Origin of the sequence: Stutzerimonas stutzeri (assembly GCF_018138085.1) — a bacterium.
GTDB lineage: Bacteria > Pseudomonadota > Gammaproteobacteria > Pseudomonadales > Pseudomonadaceae > Stutzerimonas > Stutzerimonas stutzeri_AI.
Window position 1 is genome coordinate 3,621,356 of record NZ_CP073105.1, and the last position, 19,752, is coordinate 3,641,107.

The following is a 19,752-nucleotide window of genomic DNA, read 5'->3' on the forward strand; positions in this document are numbered from 1 at the left end:
GCGCTGTCCGGGGTCAGGACGCCGGCGCGCTGCCCTCGGTAGCGGCCGTGGTGGTCGCGGGAGCGTGGTCCAGGCGCAGGGTGACCCGGCGATTCTTGGCCCGATTGGCTTCGCTGTTGTTGGGAGCCAGGGGATAGCGCTCGCCATGAAAGCGCACCGTGATCTGCTCCTTCGGCACGCCATTGGCGATCAGATACTCCTCGACCGCGAGTGCGCGGCGCCGGGACAGGTCACGGTTGGTGAGACGGTTTCCGCTGTTGTCGGAATGGCCGTCGAGTTCGATGCGATTGACGCTGGGATCGGCCTTGAGGAACTGCAGGATGATGTCGAGCTTGGCCTGGCCCAGCGCGTCGAGCGCTACGTCACCCGCCGGAAAGCCGATCTGGGAACGACGGATCTGGTCGAAATTCACCGGCAGCAGTTTCGCCGTGCAGGTGCGAAAATCCTCGTAGGCTTTGCTGAAGCGCGCCGGCAGCAGCCTGACCTCCAGAGCCTCACCGCCTTGCCGGGTGCGGTGACGCACCACCGGACTGCGTCCCTCGAGCAAACCGCTGAGCAACCGTCCGGCCTGCAACTGCGAACTGCTGAACGGGATGTCGCCCGCGCCGATAACCGAAACCACACCCAGGTTGATATCGCTGCGGTCCGGCTGCCAGGGCGCGGCCGCGGCCAGCAGGGTCGCCGATCCGTTGCCCAGCCAGCGATCCGGAGACTGCAAACGGAAGATCGGCTGTTCGCCCGCCCTGCGCACGAACTCGCCCACCCCGAATCCGGCCACCGGCTGGATCAGACGACATTCGAACTGATCGCCTTCGACCTGCCACTGCGCCCGCTCCAGACGAGTCTGGAAGGTAAGGGCGTCTACCGATGGGCAAGCCAGCAGACAGATAATCGCAAGGCAGCGCAGGCGCACGAGCGGCTCCATAAAATATAGGGTCTTTCAGGGTATCGGTGGTCTCGCGAAATTCTTGAGCCGCGCAGGCTGCGGTCAGGCGGGCTCCGGCGCCCATTTCTGCACAGCTAGCGGGTCGAGGTGACTCGTCCGGCGAGCCCGCAGGAAGCAACGGCTTCACTGATAGGACAGAACGAATTGCGCCGAGCCGTGGGCATTGCCGGGCGTCACGACAGATCGGGTCTGGATGTAGCGAGCGCCGAACGGCAGAGCGATGGAAGTGGTACCGGCGGAGCCATTCCACATCACCTTGGGCTGCAGTAAGACCATGGGCGATGAGGTTCGGGCATCGATCAATTGGATGCCCACCCCAGTTGCGGCAGGGCTCGGTGACCCGGCCGTGGAGAGAACCCCTGCGGCAGCTGCCGAGGGATAGTCGGCATCGGCCACGGCGTTGAACTGGATGGTCACCTGGCTTACGTTGCTGCAGGCACCGAGGCGTATGGAGAAAGGAACGGTCGGACCCACGCTGCCCACCCCGGTGAAGCTGGTTACCGGACGATTGCCGAGCGGTACGGTTATTTGCACCGAATCGGTCTGTACCGTACAGGTAGGCGCCACCACATCGAGGCACAAACCGCTGACCAGCACCACGTCGATCACGTCGAGGCTGCCGAAGCGCACCGAGCCCATGCGGGTTCCGGCAGCGATGCAGTAGCGACCGGCCTGCAGACCTCCCGTCTTCCAGAAGTCGACCCTCTGTTTACGCCCGGCATCGAAATAATACTGCCCAGCCGGGGCGTTCAACGAGCCATAGGGCCGGTAGTAATTGGGCGGGTCATAGGCCTGGGTGTTGCTCAGGCTGTAGCCCAGTCCAGGGATCTGGGCGAACTCATAGATGGGCCCCTGCTCCCCCGACAATACCGGCGTGGGCGAACCCAGCATGTTGTTGTACCCGGCTTGTTCGGTGCCGCTGCACGAGGTTTTCCATGAAGGCGCTCCATCCGCCCCGCCGACGTCCCATACGCGCTGCCCGACGGCCGCGTAGGTCACGTTCATCGTGTAGTTGGCGGGCGTCTGCACCTGATAGGTCGTTGGGCCAGACAGGCCGTCGCTCCAGTTGCATTCGGCCCAGGCGATCGATTGCAGCCCCCATCCCAGAAGCACGACAAGCAGGATCTTGTTCATCACCGGGACTCCTCCGTATCGGCTGCAGGGGAAGGTGCCCTGCCCTCACACACATGTCGCCCAGGCAAGTGGATCAGCCCCTCTTGCTCCGCCCCAAGACGGTAAGGAATGTGGCAACGGCTGTTAGCGTCGGCGCCCCAGCGTACCGACAACACGCCGTCAGGGCTGGAGACACGCGCGTAGAGCTGGCCCGCCTGACCGACGACTCCGACCCTGACGCCCTTTTCGTCGAACACGTCGGCGCCGAAGGGGGCCGCTTTGCCATCCCACCTGGCGTCCAGCAGGATCGAGTAGCCTTTAAGGGCAACGAAGAACGCCGATACCGCCGCGCCGGCATCGGGAACCAGCCACTGCGCGGTTTCCGTGAGCTCCACATCGTCATCCAACCCATTCGTATCCAGCCCCACCCGGTTTGCCTGGTAGGGTGTCAGATACGGAACGATGGCATAGCCGTCCTCGCTGACCTGCAACCCGCGCCACCCTGCCACCTTGGCTCCTGTCGCATTCGGTGCCTTGATGATGGCGAAAGTATCACCCAACGCGGGAACCCATTCCACGCCACCGGCGTGCGCGACCATGGCCCCCTTGGCGCCGAGGGTCATCTGCCGCTGATGCTGGTTGTCCTGGCTGAGGCCGACATCGTAATCGGCAACGGCCGCCCGATAGCCGAGATTGACCCCAAGGGCGCCGAGGCCATCGGCATCCGGCCGGTCCCGATGGCTGGCCATCACGCTGTAGATGTATTGCGAGTCATCGCCGGCGATTCCACTGAGCACGCTGTTGAGCTGCCTCTCGCCGCCCCTGCCTTGGCTCATCTGCATGGACAGGTGTCCAGCTCCCAGCGAAGCCTTCCGACCGAGAGGCATGTTCAAGGTCAGTCCGAGGACCGTGTCTTTGTTGGCTAGACCGCCATCCATACGCTGCACGGAAAGCTGGTAACCCACCGACTTCCAGCGGTCGCTGTAACCGAGTTGGTAAGTGGTCTGGCGGTCTTCTGCGTCCCAGAACCACTGGCGGCTCCCCAGCAGATACAGGCTGCCGTCATACAGCGGCAGGCTTAAACTCAGATCCGCCCGCTGGCGCAGACGCAAAGGGCCAGCCAGGTCCAGCGAGCCGTGCTCGAATGGCGATAGCGCCTCGCGAACGCCGTAGTAGTCCGGGCTGGAATGACGGGTCAGGGTGGCCGAGACGAACGTCTCGCCCACCCTTCGCGACCAACCTAGACGGTAGCGGTCACCCTCCGAACGCCCTTCAACTCCAGCGAAGCGGCTGCGGGTCCAGTCGAAGGAGATCGCCCCCTGCGGAGCATTCCAGGCCGAGCCGAGCAGAAGCGCCTGATAGTCCTCGCTCTGGAGCAGCCCGCCATATCCGGTCACCAGACTGCTCAAGCCGTGCTGCAAGGTAAGCAGCGTGAAACTCGGCGACTCACTGGCGAGTTCCTCATCCACCTTGCCGGCGGTGAGCGAATAGAACGTCTGGCCTTCGCGGATCAGCCCCGGTACCGATGAATAAGGAACCCTAAACGTCTGGGTGCTCCCGTCCGATTCATGGATGGTCACCTGCAGGTCCCCGGCATAGCCCGTCGAATAGAGATCGTCGATGAGAAAGTTGCCCGGCGCGACGTTCTCCTCGTATAGCAGCGTGCCGTTCTGTCGGATCTCCACCCTGGCATGGGTCCTGGCGACACCTCGAACCATGGGCGCGAATCCGCGCTGGCTCTCGGCCAGCATCCGCGGGTCGCTGCTCAGCGAACCGCCCACGTAACCGAAGGCATCGAAGAACTCACCCCCGGTCCAGCGTTGCCCCAGCGACAGCGAGGAATGCCACTGCGGCAGGGCACGATAGGCATAACTGGCGATGCTCTGCCATTGACGCTGCTGCGGGTTGCTCTGGAAATTGGCTTGGTGGCGCAGCCGCCAGGCGCCGACATTGGCACCCATCTGGGTACCCAGGTAATGGCTCCGATAGTCACCGCTGTCGCTCTCGTTCCAGTAGCTATTGGCGGCGTAGTCCACCCAGGCCACCGCCTCGCCTGCATCCCATCGCGACGGATCGATCCAGTCTCTGGGTCTGCTTATCTGCAGGCTCTGAGGAACGGTCAGGTACAGCGCCAGGTTCGACACGTCGTACTGCCATTGTAGTTGCGCGCTGATTTGCTCGATCCGGATGCAAGCGTCAGGATCGCCCAACTCGTGAGGCGGTAGGGCAACGTGCTCAGGGTCGATGCGGGCCAGTTCCAGCAATTCCCTGCTCATGCAAGGGGCGGCACTGCCGGGCCCGGTGACGTCCCGCATGCGCACCGTTTCCCGCTGCACGAGTGAATCGTTGACATAGATATCGCTGGGATAGTCACCGGCGAAGAGCGGGTTACCCGTTGCATAGCGCGTCAAATCGCGCGTCGCCAGCCCCGGCAGCAGCAAGGCCTGATTGAACTGGACCTCCTTGGCGACCGCCTGCGCACCGAAGAGCAGTAACGCCAGGCCAAGCCAGCAACGCGCTCCTGTTTGCATTGCGCACATCCAAGGCATCACTCGCTCAGGTCGGTCTTAAGCGCTTCGCGACCACCGTAATCGTTCAGGTGGCTGTATGAAATTTCGCCCTCGGCACCGGGAGGTATCGCCATACGCTCGCTGGCAAAAGGGGCCAACATCGTCACCGGCAACGCTTGCGTGCCAATCCGAGCCTCGATCAGCGTGATGTGGTAAGGGCTTGGGTTGCGCACGACGAGCCAGGCGCCATCGCGGCGCCAGACCAATTTCCCGGCGGCTTCCGACTGGCTGTCAGGCTGCAGCCCAGGCGGGCGATAGAACAGCTTGATGCGCGAACGCACTGCGAACTGCAGATAATTCTCGGCCGCCGACCCTGAATCCGGCCGTGGTGGTACTTCCAGCACGTTGAGCCAGAACAGGCTCTCCCGATCGTGCGGCAGGTCGGCCCCGGTGAACATGATTCGCAGCGCCTGGGTCCTTTGCGGTTCCATCCGAACCAAGGGCGGAATGATGACGAACGGGGCAGGCTGCAGTTGCGGGTCGGACTGGCCATCGCCTTCGTCGACCCAACTTTGGACCAGCACCGGAGAATCGCCTTTGTTGACCAGCTCGACGCTGACCTGGCGCTGGTCAGCGGGATAGATGACGCGCGTACCACCGATGATCACGCTCGCCTGCGCCGCGGATATCGCCCAGCACAACAACACGCAAAGGATAAACCGCGACATGACCTGGATTCTCCGGCGAACGCGATGACGTGTGGACATCCGAAGAATGCCCACTCGTTCGTCAGGGATAAACGACCGAGAAGAACGTACTGGTGTTCACGGTCCCAGGCCCGGCGGCTCCGGTCGCGTAATATTCGGCGAAATAACTCAAGCTGGCGCTGCCGCTGACGATCGAAACGGTCTGTGAGTTCTGCGCGGCAGCGCTGGGCTGATTGAGTCCGATCGGGACCATGGAGCTGTTCAACAGGCCGACCTGAACACCCGTAGCGGCACCGGTATTGTTGAGCCGGCCAGTCGCCATATCGGTATTGGCGCCGGGCTCGAAATAGAGGGCAACATCACCTGAATCGGGAGAGCAACTGGCCAACTCCACTGTGAATGGCGTGCGGCCGGCGGTTTTTCCGGCTTGATTCAAAGTATTGGCCATCACGGTGGGCAAGGTTACGGTGTGTAGGCCTGCGGTGCCGGAGGTAACTACGCAGGTATTCGCAGTAATCATGCCGGTTATTTGGACTTCCCCATCGGCCGCGTGCACGGCCGTCGGCAAGGTAAGCAAGGCACAAGCTGCAAAAACGGTAGGTAACGTCGTTATAGTTTTGAACATCTTTCTGGATCTCACTGCTTTTTTATTATTCATCCCACACGCTGCAGCTCTTGGGCATTCGCAGTCCCTGCATCTTCGATGACTGATCAGGGACGCACATCCTCCCTGCGGTGGCCAGGAAGGGCGTAGCGCCAGGGCGCAGAGAACGCAGAGGATGAAATTTCGCTTACAAAGGGCGTTATGCCTGCACTTGCTGGCAGTCGGATGTTGCGAAAGCAACAAAACGGACCGATACCCAGGCAGCATCGCCGGACGCCCGCTTGCTCTAAGCAGCGCATCTGCGTGTCAGTGCTAAATGAATATCGGCATGCCCGCGAGAACCTTCATCCAGACTGACAAGCGGTCGGCAAGCACCATGGAAACGGGGCGGCGATGATAGTGGCATATAGCCACACAACCAAGCATCTCCTCCTACCGCCCGTCGCCTATCAATCTGCCGTCCCGCCCGGAGCTTCGAGCGATGCTCTCTCATACGAGAAAGCGCGGACGAATGAAATAAGCGGGACGACGTCCCTGCGATGCCGGGGACCGAACAGCGATGCACCTGTGCGTGCCGCCATGGTGCTTTTCCGGTAGCATTCCCGCACGTTTTACCCGCCTGGAAACCCGCAATGTCCGACCGACTGACCCTACTGCGCCCCGACGACTGGCATATTCACCTGCGTGACGGCGCCGCATTGCCACACACCGTGGCGGACGCAGCGCGCCAGTTCGCCCGTGCGATCATCATGCCCAACCTGGTTCCGCCGGTACGCAACGCCGCGGAAGCGGACGCTTATCGTCAGCGTATTCTCGCTGCCCGGCCAGCCAGAAACGCGTTCGAACCGCTGATGGTGCTCTATCTCACCGACGGCACGCAGCCAGAGGACGTGCGCGCAGCCAAGGCCAGCGGCTATGTCTATGCGGCCAAGCTGTATCCCGCCGGTGCAACCACCAATTCCGCGTCTGGCGTGACCCGCATCGACAATATTTTCCCGGTGCTCGAAGCGATGGCCGAAGTCGGCCTGCCGCTGTTGGTGCACGGCGAGGTAACCCGTGCCGAAATCGACATCTTCGATCGCGAGAAGTATTTCATCGACGAACAGCTGAGCCGGGTAACCGAACGTTTTCCGACCCTGAAAGTGGTTTTCGAACACATCACCACTCGCGATGCGGTGCAGTTTGTCGAGGCGGCTGGCAGTAACGTGGGCGCAACGATCACGGCGCATCACCTGCTCTACAACCGCAACCACATGCTGGTCGGCGGTATTCGTCCGCACTTCTTCTGCCTGCCGATCCTCAAGCGCAACGTTCATCAGGAAGCATTGCTCGACGCTGCCACCAGCGGCAGCCCCAAGTTCTTCCTCGGCACCGACTCCGCGCCGCATGCGCAGCACGCCAAGGAGAACGCCTGCGGCTGTGCCGGCTGCTATACGGCCTTCGCCGCGATCGAGCTCTATGCCGAGGCCTTCGAGCAGCGCCAGGCTCTGGATAAGCTGGAGGCTTTCGCCAGCCACTTCGGCGCCGACTTCTATGGCCTGCCGCGCAACACCGAGCAGATCACATTGGTCAGGGAATCCTGGAGCGTGCCGACCCACTTGCCATTCGGCGAGCACAACGTGGTCCCCCTGCGCGCCGGCGAGACCCTGCAATGGCGGCTGGAGACACGCACATGAGTGACGAGCAATTCGACGACGAACTCGAAGGCAACCTCCCGGGCAAACCACGCTCGCCCATGGCAAGACGTTTCCGCGGTTTCCTGCCGGTGGTCGTGGACGTCGAGTGTGGCGGCTTCAATTGCGCGACCGATGCGCTGCTGGAAATCGCTGCCGTCACCATTGGAATGGACGAGCAGGGGCTGCTCTACCCGCAGGAAACGCTTTTTTTCCGGGTCGAGCCGTTCGCCGGTGCCAACATCGAAGCGGCGGCGCTGGAATTCACCGGCATCAAGCTGGATCACCCGCTGCGCATGGCCGTGCCCGAATCGCAGGCATTGAACGAAATCATCCGCAGCGTACGTAAGGCTGTGAAATCGGCAGGCTGCAAGCGCGCCATCCTGGTCGGGCACAACAGCAGCTTCGATCTGGGCTTCCTCAACGCCGCTATCGCGCGCTGCGATATCAAGCGTAACCCGTTCCACCCGTTCTCCAGCTTCGATACAGCGACCCTGGCCGGCCTCGCCTATGGCCAGACCGTCCTGGCCAAAGCCTGCCAGGCGGCAGGCATCGACTTCGACGGACGCGAAGCCCATTCGGCTCGTTACGACACCGAGAAAACCGCCGAGCTGTTCTGCGGCATCGTCAATCGCTGGAAAGAGATGGGCGGCTGGGAAGAGTTCGATGTGTAACAGATATAAACCCGACAACGGCGCTTGAGGCTGGAGGCCAGACGAAAGGCGATTCGGCGGATGCCATCAGCGCGTTGCGTAAAACGGGCAAAGCTTGAATTTTTTCTTACGCGAGCGCGAACCGAAGGAAACGAGGCCGGTCTGCCAGCTCTTCGTCTGGCCTCCAGCCTCAAGCGCTTTCTCTCGTCTCTAGCTTTACAGCGGCTTGCCGCGATTGCCATGGCCGCTGACGAAGGCCTGCATGGCCTTCAGATCGTTAGCCAGCACGGTGCAACGCTCAGGCCGCTGGAACAGATCGGCCAGATGCGCAGGGAGCTCCAGTGCCTTGCCAACGCCCGCCTTCTGTACTGCATCGGGGAATTTCACCGGATGCGCGGTGGCCAGCGTCACCATCGGCGTTGCCAGGCTACGACGGCACTCGCGCGCAGCATGGACACCGATCGCCGTGTGCGGGTCGAGCAATTCGCCGGTGGCGGCGAAGACCTCGGCGATGGTCTTGCAGGTCTGCTCGTCATCCACGGCTAGCGAGTCGAACAGCTTTCTCGCCTCGGTCCAGTGCTCCTCTTCCACCGACAGCTTGCCGCTGGCCTTGAAGGCGCTCATCAGATCGGCCACCGCGGCGCCGTTACGGCCGTGCAGGTCAAACAGCAGACGCTCGAAGTTGGACGACACCATGATGTCCATCGAGGGCGACAGCGACGGATGCAACGTATCCTTGTCATAGCGGTTGCCGCTCATGAAGCGGTGCAGGATGTCGTTGCGATTGGTCGCCACCACCAGCTGGCTGATCGGCAGCCCCATGTTGCGAGCCAGATAGCCTGCGAAGATATCGCCGAAGTTGCCGGTCGGCACCGAGAAAGCCACCGAGCGCGCCGGGCCGCCCAACTGCAGCGCCGCATGGAAGTAGTAGACGATCTGGGCCATGATCCGCGCCCAGTTGATAGAGTTCACCGCCACCAGACGGGTCCCCTTGAGGAAACACTGGTCGGCGAAGCTATCCTTGACCATCTCCTGGCAGTCGTCGAAGTTGCCTTCAATGGCGATGTTGTGAATGTTTTCGCCGAGGATGGTGGTCATCTGCCGGCGCTGCACCTCCGATACGCGGTTGTGCGGGTGCAGGATGAAGATGTCGACGTTCTCGCAGCGACGGCAGCCTTCGATCGCCGCCGAGCCGGTATCGCCAGAGGTCGCACCGATGATCACCACACGCTCGCCGCGCTTGGCCAGCACGTAGTCGAGCAGGCGGCCAAGCAGTTGCAGAGCGAAATCCTTGAACGCCAGGGTCGGGCCGTGGAACAACTCCAGCACCCACTCGTTGCCGTTCAGCTGGCGCAGCGGCGCCACAGCACTGTGCGCGAACACACCGTAGGTCTCTTCCAGAATCTGCTTGAAATCGGCATCTGGAATGCTGCCGGCAACGAAAGGTCGCATGACCTTGAACGCCAGCTCGTGATACGGCAAACCCGCCCAGGAGGCAATTTCCTCGACGGTGAAGCGGGGCAGGTTCTCCGGCACGTAGAGGCCGCCATCGCTGGCCAGGCCGGCGAGCAGCACGTCTTCGAAATTCAGGGTTGGCGCCTGGCCACGGGTGCTGATATAGCGCATGTTTCAAAACCTTCGGTTTTGGCTTCAGGCCTCAGGCTCCGAGGCTTCAGGCAACTTCGCCTGCGGCCTGCAGCCCGTAGCCTGCAGCCCGATTAATTGAGCTGTTCCACGCGGATCCGCACCACGCTACCCACGACGTCGGAGAGCGACTCCAGCGCGGCGATCGCATCGTCGATGCGTTGCTCGATCACCCTATGGGTGACGAGAATGACCGGCACCAGGCCATCCTGGACCTCCGCCTCCTTCTGCATGATCGACTCGATGTTGATACCACGCTCGGACAGGATGGTCGCGACCTGGGCCAACACGCCTGGATGATCCTTGGCCTGGATGCGCAGGTAGTACGCACTTTCACAGGCGCCGATCGGCAGGATCGGATGAGCAGAAAGCGAATCGGGCTGGAACGCCAGGTGGGGGACTCGGTTGTTCGGGTCGGTCGTCAGCGCGCGCGCCACGTCGACCAGATCCGCTACGACCGCCGAAGCCGTCGGCTCCATGCCGGCACCGGCGCCGTAATACAGGGTCGAACCGACCGCATCGCCGTTGACCATGACGGCATTCATCACACCGTTGACGTTGGCGATCAGGCGATCGGCCGGGATCAGCGTGGGATGGACGCGCAGTTCGATGCCGGCATCGGTGCTGCGTGCGACACCCAGGTGCTTGATGCGATAGCCCAACGCCTCGGCATAGTTGACGTCGGCGGTGGTCAGGCGGGAAATGCCTTCGGTGTAGGCCTTATCGAACTGCAGCGGTATGCCGAACGCGATGGACGCCAGAATGGTCAGCTTGTGCGCGGCGTCGATACCCTCGACGTCGAAGGTCGGATCGGCCTCGGCATAGCCGAGCGCCTGCGCCTCCTGGAGCACGTCCTCGAAAGTACGGCCCTTTTCGCGCATCTCGGTGAGGATGAAGTTGCCCGTACCGTTGATGATGCCGGCCAGCCAGTTGATCTGGTTGCCCGCCAAACCTTCACGGATCGCCTTGATAACCGGAATGCCACCAGCCACCGACGCTTCGAACGCGACGATGACGCCCTTTTCGCGGGCCTTGGCGAAGATCTCATTACCATGCACGGCGATCAGCGCCTTGTTGGCGGTGACCACGTGTTTGCCGTTTTCGATGGCGGTGAGGACCAGTTCACGGGCCAATGTGTAGCCACCGATCAACTCGACGACGATGTCGATCTCGGGATTGTTCGCGACCTCGAAAATATCGGCGGTAATCGGGGTGTTACCGGTGTTGCACCTTGGGTTTGCATGGCGAGCCGCAATCTGCGCGACTTCGATCCCACGCCCGGCGCGGCGGGCGATTTCCGCAGCGTTGCGCTCGAGCACATTGAAGGTACCGCTACCGACGGTTCCCAGCCCACAGATGCCCACTTTCACCGGTTTCAAGCTGCACTCCCCATTGCCAGCGAACGACCCTGCACAGCGGCCGAACAAAAGAGTCGCACATTACGAAGCGCGCAGGATTTAGTCAAATCGACCGCACGGGAAAGCGCGCTAGTCAGACTTCTCCTGCAACCCCAAGCGCTGATGCCATTGGGCGAGCGATTCGTCGGGATAGCCATCGAAGCAGCGGTCTTCCGGCTCCACCTGCGGTTGCACCCATGCGGCCTTCGACGCAAGCATGATGTGCACGGATTCGGGAGGGCTCGGCAGTTCGCTGTCGATAGCCGACGCGTGCGTATGGACCAGGTCTGGCCAGTTGGGATCCCACAACCAGAGGGCACTACCGCAAAGCTTGCAGAAATGCCGCTGGCCATCGCTGACACGGGTTTCGCCGGTTTGCGTATCGACCATCCTGGCCCGGTAGACAGTCAGGTATTCTCGCCCTTCGACGCGCAGCGTCCGATGATCGCCACCCAAGTTGATCGCATAGCCGCCGCCCCCAGCCGTCTTGCGGCAGATCGAGCAATAGCAGCGCATGAACGGGTATGGCTCGAGCGACTCGAGCGAAAAACGGACGGCCTTGCAGTGACAGGAACCTTCGAGCTTCATGTTCGCACCTCCTCGGTATGCCTTCAGGCTTTGAACACGAGCGAAGGAACAGTTCAGCGAGTGACACTCGCGGCGGCACCTCCATGAGCGAAGGCGCCGCGGTGCGGCTTACTTGCTGGCTTTCAGAGCAAGCTCGGCAAGCTGGGGTGCGGGCTGATAACCGGGAATGACCTGACCATCGGCCAGGATGATCGCTGGCGTACCCTGCACACCGATCTGCTGACCCATTGCATACTGGGCAGCAACCGGGTTATCGCATTGAACGACCGGCACTTCTTCGCGCGCCTTGGCCTTGTTCATCGCGGCCTGACGATCCTTTGAGCACCAGACACTGGCAAGCGTATTGGCACCGTGGCTGCCCATGCCCTGACGGGGGAACGCCATGTAGCGAACCTCGATGCCCAAGCGATTCAGCTCAGGCACTTCGCTGTGCAGTTTCTGGCAGTAGCCGCAATCGGTATCGGTGAAAACCGTAATGTGGGTCTTGGGCTTCTCTGGCGCGAAGACCACCATGTCGCTGGTCGGCACGGCATCGATCAGCTTGGCGACCGAACGACTCTGCGCCTGCTCCGTCAGGTTAACGGCCTGGCCGTCCTTGAACTGGAACATATATCCCTGGATCACGAACTGCCCGTCGGCGCTTGCGTAGAGCTGGCGCCCGCCCTTGAGCTGAACTTGATAGACGCCATCCATGGGGCTTTCCGCGATTGCCTCGATAGGCATATCGGGCTGGATGGACTGCAGCGAATCACGAATGGCCTTGTCGGCGTCTGCAGCCAGAGCAACGGTGCTGACGACGCCAAGGGTCGCGGCAGCAAATAAACGAATCACGCGCATGGAGTCTCCGGGCGACTTCGATCGGGAAGGCGCAGATTACCATAGCCGCCATGGTGCGGCGCCTGGCGACGAGATTCGCTCGTCGACTTTGTGGGCTGCCGCGCAACCCGCAACGCTCGATCATCCGCGAGGGTGATGCTCGGCATGCAGCGCCTGCAACCGCGCGCGGGCGATATGGGTGTAGATCTGTGTGGTCGAGAGGTCGCTGTGCCCCAGCAGCATTTGCACGGTGCGAAGGTCCGCACCGTGGTTGAGCAAGTGTGTGGCGAAGGCATGGCGCAGCGTATGCGGCGATATCGGGGCGCTTATCCCGGCCTGCCTGGCATGCAGCTTGATTCGGTGCCAGAAGGTCTGACGCGTCATCAAGTCGCCACGGCGACTGGGAAACACCACATCGCTGGCCTTGCCCGCGAGCAACGCATCTCGCCCGTCGCGCAGATAGCGCTTCAACCAATGCATGGCCTCCTCGCCCAGCGGCACCAGTCGCTCCTTGTTGCCCTTGCCGAAGGTACGCAGCACGGCCTGCCGCGGATTGATCTGCTCGAGGGTCAGGCTGACCAATTCGGTTACCCGAAGCCCGCAGGCATATAGCACTTCCAGCATGGCACGATCGCGAAGTCCGAGCGGGTCGCCAACGTCGGGGGCGGCCAGCAGCGCCTCCACGTCTGCCTCGGACAAGGCTTTGGGCAACGGCCGCCCGAGCAGTGGCAGGTCGACCCGCAATGTCGGATCGACCGAAATCCCCCCCTCACGCAGCAGGAAACGATAGAAGCCGCGCAAGCCAGACAGCAGCCGAGCCGTGGACCGTGCCTTGTAGCCGCTCTGCAGCCGCCAGGCGAGATGATCGAGGATTAACTCACGCCCCGCGTCGGCCAGCCGTGCGCCGCGCTCGTCCAGCCAACCATTGAACAGCGCAAGGTCACTGCGGTACGCCTCGCGAGTGTTGTCCGAAAGGCCCTTTTCAAGCCAGAGGGCATCGAGAAAGCGATCGATAACTGGATCATCAAGTGCTGGCATGGCGATTCATCGCAACAACAAACGCGCAAGTGTTCCACAGGCGGCAGCTGCTGATCCAGCGCCTGCCGCATGACATCGCGACGGGCATCCTCTGCCATCCGCTGCACCTCCAGATAAGCCGGACGAAGCCGTAGACCTTCAGGACGGAACAATATCCAAAAAAAAAGCCCCGCACGAGGCGGGGCTTTTTCTGCAAGGATCGCTTCTCAGGAAAGCTTTTCCTTGATGCGGGCTGCCTTGCCGGACAGCGCGCGGAGGTAGTACAGCTTGGCTTTGCGGACGTCACCACGACGCTTGACGCTGAGGCTGTCGACCATCGGGCTGTAGTACTGGAAAGTACGCTCGACACCAACACCGTTGGAAATCTTGCGAACGGTGAAGGCGCTGTTCAGGCCGCGGTTGCGCTTGCCGATCACGACACCTTCGAAGGCCTGAAGACGCTCACGCTCGCCTTCCTTCACCTTCACCTGGACAACTACGGTGTCACCAGGGGCGAACGGAGGCAGTTCTTTGGTCATCTGCTCGGCTTCGAGCGCCTGGATAATCTTGTTGGTCATGCTGTGCTCCTAAGGCAGGCCGTCATGGCGTGCCATCGATACGTTAACTATCGTCCCGCTGACGGATGTATTCCTTCAGCAGCTTTTGTTCTTCTCCAGATAGCGAGCGGCTATCCAGAAGATCAGCGCGGCGCTCCCAGGTCCTTCCGAGGGACTGCTGCAAGCGCCAGCGCCGGATGTGTTCATGATTGCCACTAAGCAGCACCTCAGGAACACGCTTATCCGCATACACCTCCGGTCGCGTGTAGTGCGGACAGTCGAGCAGGCCGTCGGTAAACGAGTCCTCCTCGGCGGAATCAGCATGACCCAGCGCTCCGGGGAGCAAGCGGGTCACCGCATCGATCAGCACCATGGCCGGCAGCTCACCGCCGGACAGCACGTAGTCGCCGATCGACCATTCCTCGTCGACATACGCTTCGATGAAGCGCTCGTCGATACCTTCATAGCGGCCGGCAATGAGGATTAGCCCCTCTTCCTGCGCCATACCACGGACATCGGCCTGTTTCAGCTGACGCCCCTGGGGCGACAGGTAAATCACCTTCGCCTTGTCACCCGCGGCCTGCCTGGCGTCGGCCAAGGCAAGCTCGAGCGGCTTGATCTTCATCACCATACCGGGACCACCGCCGAAGGGCCGGTCGTCCACCGTCTGGTGTCGATCATCCGTGTAGCTGCGAGGATTCCAGCATCGCAGCTGGAGCAGCCCCTGCTTCACAGCGCGACTGGTGATCCCGTAGTTACTGATGGCAGCGAACATGTCCGGGAACAGACTGATGACCTCGACACGAAAGCTCGACATGTCGCTCAGAAGTCCGCATCCCATTCGACGCGCATCTCGCCCGCATCCAGATCGACCTTCAACACACAGGGGTCGGTGTAAGGCAGCAAACGTTCACGATCGTCCAGACTGCCGTCAAACGGCTTCACCACAAGGACATCGTTGGCTCCGGTCTCAAGCAGGTGATCCACCCGCCCAAGCACCTGCCCGAGCTGATTGATGACCGTCAGGCCCTGAAGCTGGAACCAGTAATACTCTTCGCCGGTCAATGCAGGCAGTTCGCTACGCGGTATGCAGATCTCGAAGTCGGCATATGTACGCGCCACTTCACGATCTGTCAGCCCATTGAGCGTAGCCACCAGAATCTTGCCCTGGAGGCGCCCCTTGATCAGCTCGACCTGCTTGATCTCGTCGCCTCGCCTGAGCGTCCAGCGTCGATAATCCAGCAGATTTTCGATCGGGTCGGTAAAGGAATAGACCTTTACGTCGCCACGCACGCCATGCACCGAAACGATCTTGCCGATGACGATAAGGTCTTCGGCCGGAGCTGACGTCGCGTTCATATACTTAGGCAGCAGCCTTGGCAGCTTCCTTCAGCAGCTGAGCAACACGCTCAGACGGCTGTGCGCCCTGGCTCAGCCAGTAAGCAGCACGCTCCTGGTTTACAGAGAGCTTCACTTCCGCACCCGAGGCGACCGGATTGAAGAAGCCGATACGCTCAACGAAGCGACCATCGCGCGGGTTGCGGCTGTTGGTCACGGTCAGGTGGTAGAAAGGGCGCTTCTTGGAGCCGCCACGGGCGAGACGAATAGTTACCATGTGAACATCGTTCCTGTAGTCGGTACAGCAAATCTGAATGCAGGGCCCAAGGCCCGAAAGGCCGCATATTCTAAGGATTATCCGGACTTTTGCAAATGGCTTTTTCAAAAACAAAGGCAGGCCCCCGCGGGGCCCGATCGAAGGGCCTCGCCAAGGGCCCGAAAATCAGAACTTGGGCATCCCACCGCCGGGGAACATCCCGCCCATGCCGCGCATCATCTTGGCCATGCCGCCTTTGCCGCTGACCTTCTTCATCATCTTCTGCATCTGTTTATGCTGCTTGATCAGCCGGCCGATGTCCTGAACCTGGGTACCGGAGCCCATGGCAATACGCCGCTTACGAGAGCCGCTGATGATGTCAGGATTACGCCGCTCGACGGGCGTCATCGAGTTGATGATGGCCTCCATCTGCTTGAACTGCTTCTCGGCCGCGCCCTGCGCATTGCCCATTTGCGACAGATTCACGCCACCGATCGAAGGCAGCTTGTCCATCAGGCCGCCGAGCCCACCCATGTTCTTCATTTGCTGAAGCTGATCACGGAAATCCTCCAGATCAAAGCCCTTGCCTTTCTTCAGCTTCTTGGTGAGCTTCTCGGCCTTCTCCCGATCCATGGTCTGCTCGGCCTGCTCGATCAGGCTGAGCACATCACCCATGCCGAGGATGCGCGAGGCGATTCGGTCGGGATGAAACGGCTCGAGTGCGTCGCTCTTCTCGCCCATGCCGAGGAATTTGATCGGCTTGCCGGTGATGTGACGGACCGACAGCGCGGCCCCGCCACGCGCATCGCCGTCGACCTTGGTCAGCACTACACCGGTCAGCGGCAAGGCTTCACCGAAGGCCTTGGCCGTATTGGCCGCATCCTGACCGGTCATGGCGTCGACCACGAAGAGCGTCTCGGCCGGGTTGATCGCGGCATGCACGGCCTGGATCTCGGCCATCATCTCGGCGTCGATGGCCAGACGTCCGGCCGTGTCGACCAGCACCACGTCGATGTATTTGAGCTTGGCCTCGCGAATCGCCGCCTGAGCGATCTCGACCGGCTTCTGGCTGACGTCGGACGGGAAGAACGTCACCCCTACTTCGGCAGCCAGCGTTTCCAGCTGTTTGATCGCCGCCGGGCGGTAGACGTCCGCGGAGACCACCAGCACCGACTTTTTCTTGCGCTCCTTGAGGAAGCGGGCGAGCTTGCCGACGGTCGTGGTCTTGCCCGCGCCCTGCAGACCGGCCATCAGCACCACGGCAGGAGGCACCACACTGAGGGCAAGATCCTCGTTGGCCGCGCCCATCAGCTCTTCGAGCTCGGCGCGTACGATCTTCACGAATGCCTGCCCCGGCGTCAGGCTCTTGGACACCTCGGTGCCAACCGCCCTGTCCTTGACCCTGGCAACGAAGTCCTTGACCACGGGCAACGCAACGTCGGCCTCGAGTAGCGCCATCCGCACTTCGCGCAGGGTGTCCTTGATGTTGTCCTCGGTCAGCTTGGCCTTGCCGGTGACATGGCGAAGCGTCTGGGAAAGGCGATCGGTAAGGTTTTCAAACATGTGCCGTGTCCACGCTGGATGTGGTTAAGGGGCCGATTATAGAAGCTGCGACCCCTGCGCCGGTACCCCGCTGTCGAGGCTTTTCATCGCGACGCCCCGACCGGCCCGGAAGACAGACGCACAGGCGGCCCGCACGCCGAGCGCACCCAGCCGCCTGCGCCATTCACGCACTTTTGTGCGCCCAGGGTTTGTGCCACACTCAGCGCCTTTCGAGCCTGCTAACAGACCTATGCACCCTCTGCTACCGAGCCTAGCCGCCGCTTGCCTTTACGCAGGCGTCACCGGATACCAGGGCCTGCGCCTGGCGCAACGCACCGTGCCGGACAAACGCCTGCTTCTCGCGCTGGGCGCGCTGGCCCTACTGGCGCACGGGGTGAGCCTGTTCATTCAGCTGCTGTCGCCCAGCGGCCTGCATCTGGATTTCTTCACGGCCTCGAGCCTGATCGCCGCGGCCGTCATCCTGCTGATCCTGCTCGCCTTGTACCGCATGCCGGTTGAAAACCTTCTGCTGCTGCTCTTTCCGCTCGGCTGTCTGACGGTACTTTTCGCTCAGTTCGCGCCCTCCGGTACAGCACCGGCCATTGCCGAAGAACCGGGCATTCTGGCGCATATCCTGTTTTCCATACTGGCTTACGGGATGCTTACCATCGCCGTTTTCCAGTCGCTGCTGCTGCTGTTGCAGGACCATCATCTCAAGCACAAGCACCCCTCCGGCCTGATCAAGAACTTCCCGCCGCTGCAAACCATGGAAAGCCTGCTGTTCGGCTTTCTGCTTGCCGGCTGGCTGCTGCTGTCGGCTTCTCTGATCTCCGGCTGGCTGTTCCTGGAGAACCTGTTCGCTCAGCATCTCGTGCACAAGACGCTGCTCTCGGTGATCGCCTGGGTGGTCTTTGGTCTGCTGCTGTGGGGGCGACATCAGCTTGGCTGGCGCGGTTACAAGGCCATCCGCTGGACGCTGGCAGGCTTCTGTCTACTGATGTTGGCCTATTTCGGCAGCAAGCTTGTCCGCGAATTCATCCTGCACATCTAACTGCGCGCGACGAAACATCAACGGACCCTAGGAATACCAAGTGGAACATCTACACCCCGGCTTCCTGGTCGGCATGCTGGTTTTCCTGCTTTTGTGCTCGGCATTCTTTTCCAGCTCCGAAACCGGGATGCTCAGCCTGAACCGCTATCGCCTGCGTCACCGCGCCAAGGAAGGGCACCGGGGCGCAAAGCGAGCGAGTGCGTTGCTCGAGCGGCCGGACCGACTGCTGGGCACCATTCTGGTCGGCAACAACTTCGTCAACATCCTCGCCTCGTCGATCGCCACGGTTCTGGCAATCAAATTCTGGGGCGAAGCCGGCATCGCCGTCGCCACCATCGGCCTGACCATCATCCTGCTGATCTTTGGCGAGATAACCCCCAAGACGCTTGCCGCTTTACGCCCCGAAGCGATCGCCTACCCGGTCAGCCTTCCTCTGCTGTTGCTGCAGCGAGTGCTGTATCCGCTGGTGGCTCTGCTTAACTGGATCAGCAACGGCCTGCTCAAGCTGCTCGGCATCGACCTCTCCAATAAAGGCAACGACAGCCTTTCCACCGAAGAGCTGCGCAGCGTGGTACATGAGTCGGGCAGCGACATGCCAATGAATCGCCAAAGCATGCTGCTCGGCATCCTCGATCTTGAAAGAGTCACGGTCGATGACATCATGATTCCGCGCAACGAGGTTGCCGGCATCGATCTGGAAGACGACCTGGAGACCATCGTGACGCAGCTGCGCACGACGCCGCATACGCGCCTTCCAGTGTTTCGCAAGGACATCAATCAGATCGAAGGCATCGTGCACATGCGCCAGATCGCCCGCCTGCTCAGCCATGATCAGCTGACCCGGGACAGCTTGCTGGAAGCCTGCAACGAACCCTACTTCATCCCCGAAAACACGCCGCTTTCCACCCAGCTGGTGAACTTCCAGAAACAGAAACGCCGCATCGGTATCGTCGTCGACGAATATGGCGATGTTCTCGGAATCGTTACCCTGGAAGACATCCTCGAAGAGATCGTTGGTGAGTTCAGCAATCAGGACGCCTTGCGCAGCCCCGACATACACCCGCAGGAAGACGGCACGCTGGTGATCGACGGCGCGGCCTACCTTCGCGAAGTCAACCGGGCGCTTGGCTGGCAGCTGCCCTGCAATGGCCCCAAGACCCTGAACGGGCTGATCACCGAGGCGCTCGAACACATTCCGGACAGCGGCATCTGCCTGCAGATCAATCAGTACCGGCTGGAAATCCTGCAAGCGGCGGACAATCGCGTCAAAAGCGTGCGCGCCTGGGTGGTCGCGGACAGTCAGAAGCCAGCCGACGACGCGCCTTGAAGCGCGCCGCCCA

At 61.6% G+C, this 19,752-nt stretch carries 19 protein-coding genes; 4 read left to right on the forward strand and 15 right to left on the reverse strand.

The window, feature by feature from the left end:
* Positions 1-13 precede the first annotated feature (13 nt).
* The 5 genes from KCX70_RS16680 to KCX70_RS16700 form a co-directional block, all read right to left on the reverse strand.
* Positions 14-913, reverse strand: coding sequence for a flagellar protein MotY (locus KCX70_RS16680; RefSeq protein WP_249121656.1), 900 nt, complete (start codon positions 911-913; stop codon positions 14-16).
* A 156-nt stretch (positions 914-1,069) separates the two neighbouring features.
* Positions 1,070-2,080, reverse strand: a complete 1,011-nt coding sequence (locus KCX70_RS16685; protein WP_212618199.1) for a fimbrial protein — start codon at positions 2,078-2,080, stop codon at positions 1,070-1,072.
* Positions 2,080-4,590 (reverse strand): fimbria/pilus outer membrane usher protein, encoded by a 2,511-nt coding sequence (locus KCX70_RS16690; RefSeq protein WP_212618200.1) that lies wholly within the window; start codon positions 4,588-4,590, stop codon positions 2,080-2,082. The genes KCX70_RS16685 and KCX70_RS16690 overlap by 1 nt, the downstream gene beginning before the upstream one ends.
* Positions 4,591-4,607: 17 nt before the next feature.
* Positions 4,608-5,297: a fimbrial biogenesis chaperone gene (locus KCX70_RS16695; RefSeq protein ID WP_212618201.1), complete on the reverse strand. Its 690-nt coding sequence runs from the start codon at positions 5,295-5,297 to the stop codon at positions 4,608-4,610.
* Positions 5,298-5,358: 61 nt separating this feature from the next.
* Positions 5,359-5,934, reverse strand: a complete 576-nt coding sequence (locus tag KCX70_RS16700) for a fimbrial protein (RefSeq protein WP_249121657.1) — start codon at positions 5,932-5,934, stop codon at positions 5,359-5,361.
* A 578-nt stretch (positions 5,935-6,512) separates the two neighbouring features.
* Between KCX70_RS16700 and pyrC the strand changes: the two genes are divergently transcribed.
* Positions 6,513-7,556, forward strand: coding sequence for a dihydroorotase (pyrC, locus tag KCX70_RS16705; protein WP_212618202.1), 1,044 nt, complete (start codon positions 6,513-6,515; stop codon positions 7,554-7,556).
* Entirely contained in the window at positions 7,553-8,227 is a 675-nt protein-coding gene (gene rnt / locus KCX70_RS16710; RefSeq protein WP_212618203.1) for a ribonuclease T, read from the forward strand. The genes pyrC and rnt overlap by 4 nt, the downstream gene beginning before the upstream one ends.
* A 195-nt stretch (positions 8,228-8,422) precedes the next feature.
* On the opposite strand, the gene thrC is transcribed toward rnt, so the two are convergent.
* The 10 genes from thrC to ffh all read right to left on the reverse strand — a co-directional run bounded on the left by thrC (position 8,423) and on the right by ffh (position 17,382).
* Positions 8,423-9,832, reverse strand: a complete 1,410-nt coding sequence (thrC, locus tag KCX70_RS16715; RefSeq protein ID WP_212618204.1) for a threonine synthase — start codon at positions 9,830-9,832, stop codon at positions 8,423-8,425.
* A 92-nt stretch (positions 9,833-9,924) separates the two neighbouring features.
* Positions 9,925-11,229, reverse strand: a complete 1,305-nt coding sequence (locus KCX70_RS16720; protein ID WP_212618205.1) for a homoserine dehydrogenase — start codon at positions 11,227-11,229, stop codon at positions 9,925-9,927.
* Positions 11,230-11,337: 108 nt separating this feature from the next.
* Positions 11,338-11,835: a GFA family protein gene (locus tag KCX70_RS16725; RefSeq protein ID WP_212618206.1), complete on the reverse strand. Its 498-nt coding sequence runs from the start codon at positions 11,833-11,835 to the stop codon at positions 11,338-11,340.
* A 108-nt stretch (positions 11,836-11,943) separates the two neighbouring features.
* The gene (locus KCX70_RS16730) at positions 11,944-12,672 is read right to left on the reverse strand and encodes a DsbC family protein (protein ID WP_212618207.1); all 729 of its coding nucleotides are present in this window, start codon (positions 12,670-12,672) and stop codon (positions 11,944-11,946) included.
* A 120-nt stretch (positions 12,673-12,792) separates the two neighbouring features.
* The gene (gene xerD / locus KCX70_RS16735; RefSeq protein ID WP_212618208.1) at positions 12,793-13,689 is read right to left on the reverse strand and encodes a site-specific tyrosine recombinase XerD; all 897 of its coding nucleotides are present in this window, start codon (positions 13,687-13,689) and stop codon (positions 12,793-12,795) included.
* A 206-nt stretch (positions 13,690-13,895) separates the two neighbouring features.
* The gene (rplS, locus tag KCX70_RS16740; RefSeq protein WP_021208319.1) at positions 13,896-14,246 is read right to left on the reverse strand and encodes a 50S ribosomal protein L19; all 351 of its coding nucleotides are present in this window, start codon (positions 14,244-14,246) and stop codon (positions 13,896-13,898) included.
* Between the two features lie 43 nt (positions 14,247-14,289).
* Complete coding sequence (gene trmD, locus KCX70_RS16745; protein WP_102853561.1) at positions 14,290-15,042, reverse strand: tRNA (guanosine(37)-N1)-methyltransferase TrmD; 753 nt, start codon at positions 15,040-15,042, stop codon at positions 14,290-14,292.
* A gap of 5 nt (positions 15,043-15,047) precedes the next feature.
* A complete protein-coding gene (gene rimM / locus KCX70_RS16750) occupies positions 15,048-15,584 on the reverse strand; it encodes a ribosome maturation factor RimM (protein ID WP_212618209.1) in 537 nt (178 codons plus the stop codon).
* Between the two features lie 4 nt (positions 15,585-15,588).
* Positions 15,589-15,840 (reverse strand): 30S ribosomal protein S16, encoded by a 252-nt coding sequence (gene rpsP / locus KCX70_RS16755; RefSeq protein WP_102853563.1) that lies wholly within the window; start codon positions 15,838-15,840, stop codon positions 15,589-15,591.
* 165 nt (positions 15,841-16,005) lie between these two features.
* Positions 16,006-17,382 carry a signal recognition particle protein gene (gene ffh, locus KCX70_RS16760; protein WP_021208323.1) on the reverse strand — a complete coding sequence of 459 codons (1,377 nt, stop codon included), beginning with the start codon at positions 17,380-17,382 and terminating at the stop codon, positions 16,006-16,008.
* Between the two features lie 229 nt (positions 17,383-17,611).
* Between ffh and KCX70_RS16765 the strand changes: the two genes are divergently transcribed.
* The gene (locus tag KCX70_RS16765; RefSeq protein WP_021208324.1) at positions 17,612-18,412 is read left to right on the forward strand and encodes a cytochrome C assembly family protein; all 801 of its coding nucleotides are present in this window, start codon (positions 17,612-17,614) and stop codon (positions 18,410-18,412) included.
* 40 nt (positions 18,413-18,452) lie between these two features.
* Entirely contained in the window at positions 18,453-19,739 is a 1,287-nt protein-coding gene (locus tag KCX70_RS16770; protein WP_212618210.1) for an HlyC/CorC family transporter, read from the forward strand.
* Positions 19,740-19,752 lie beyond the last annotated feature (13 nt).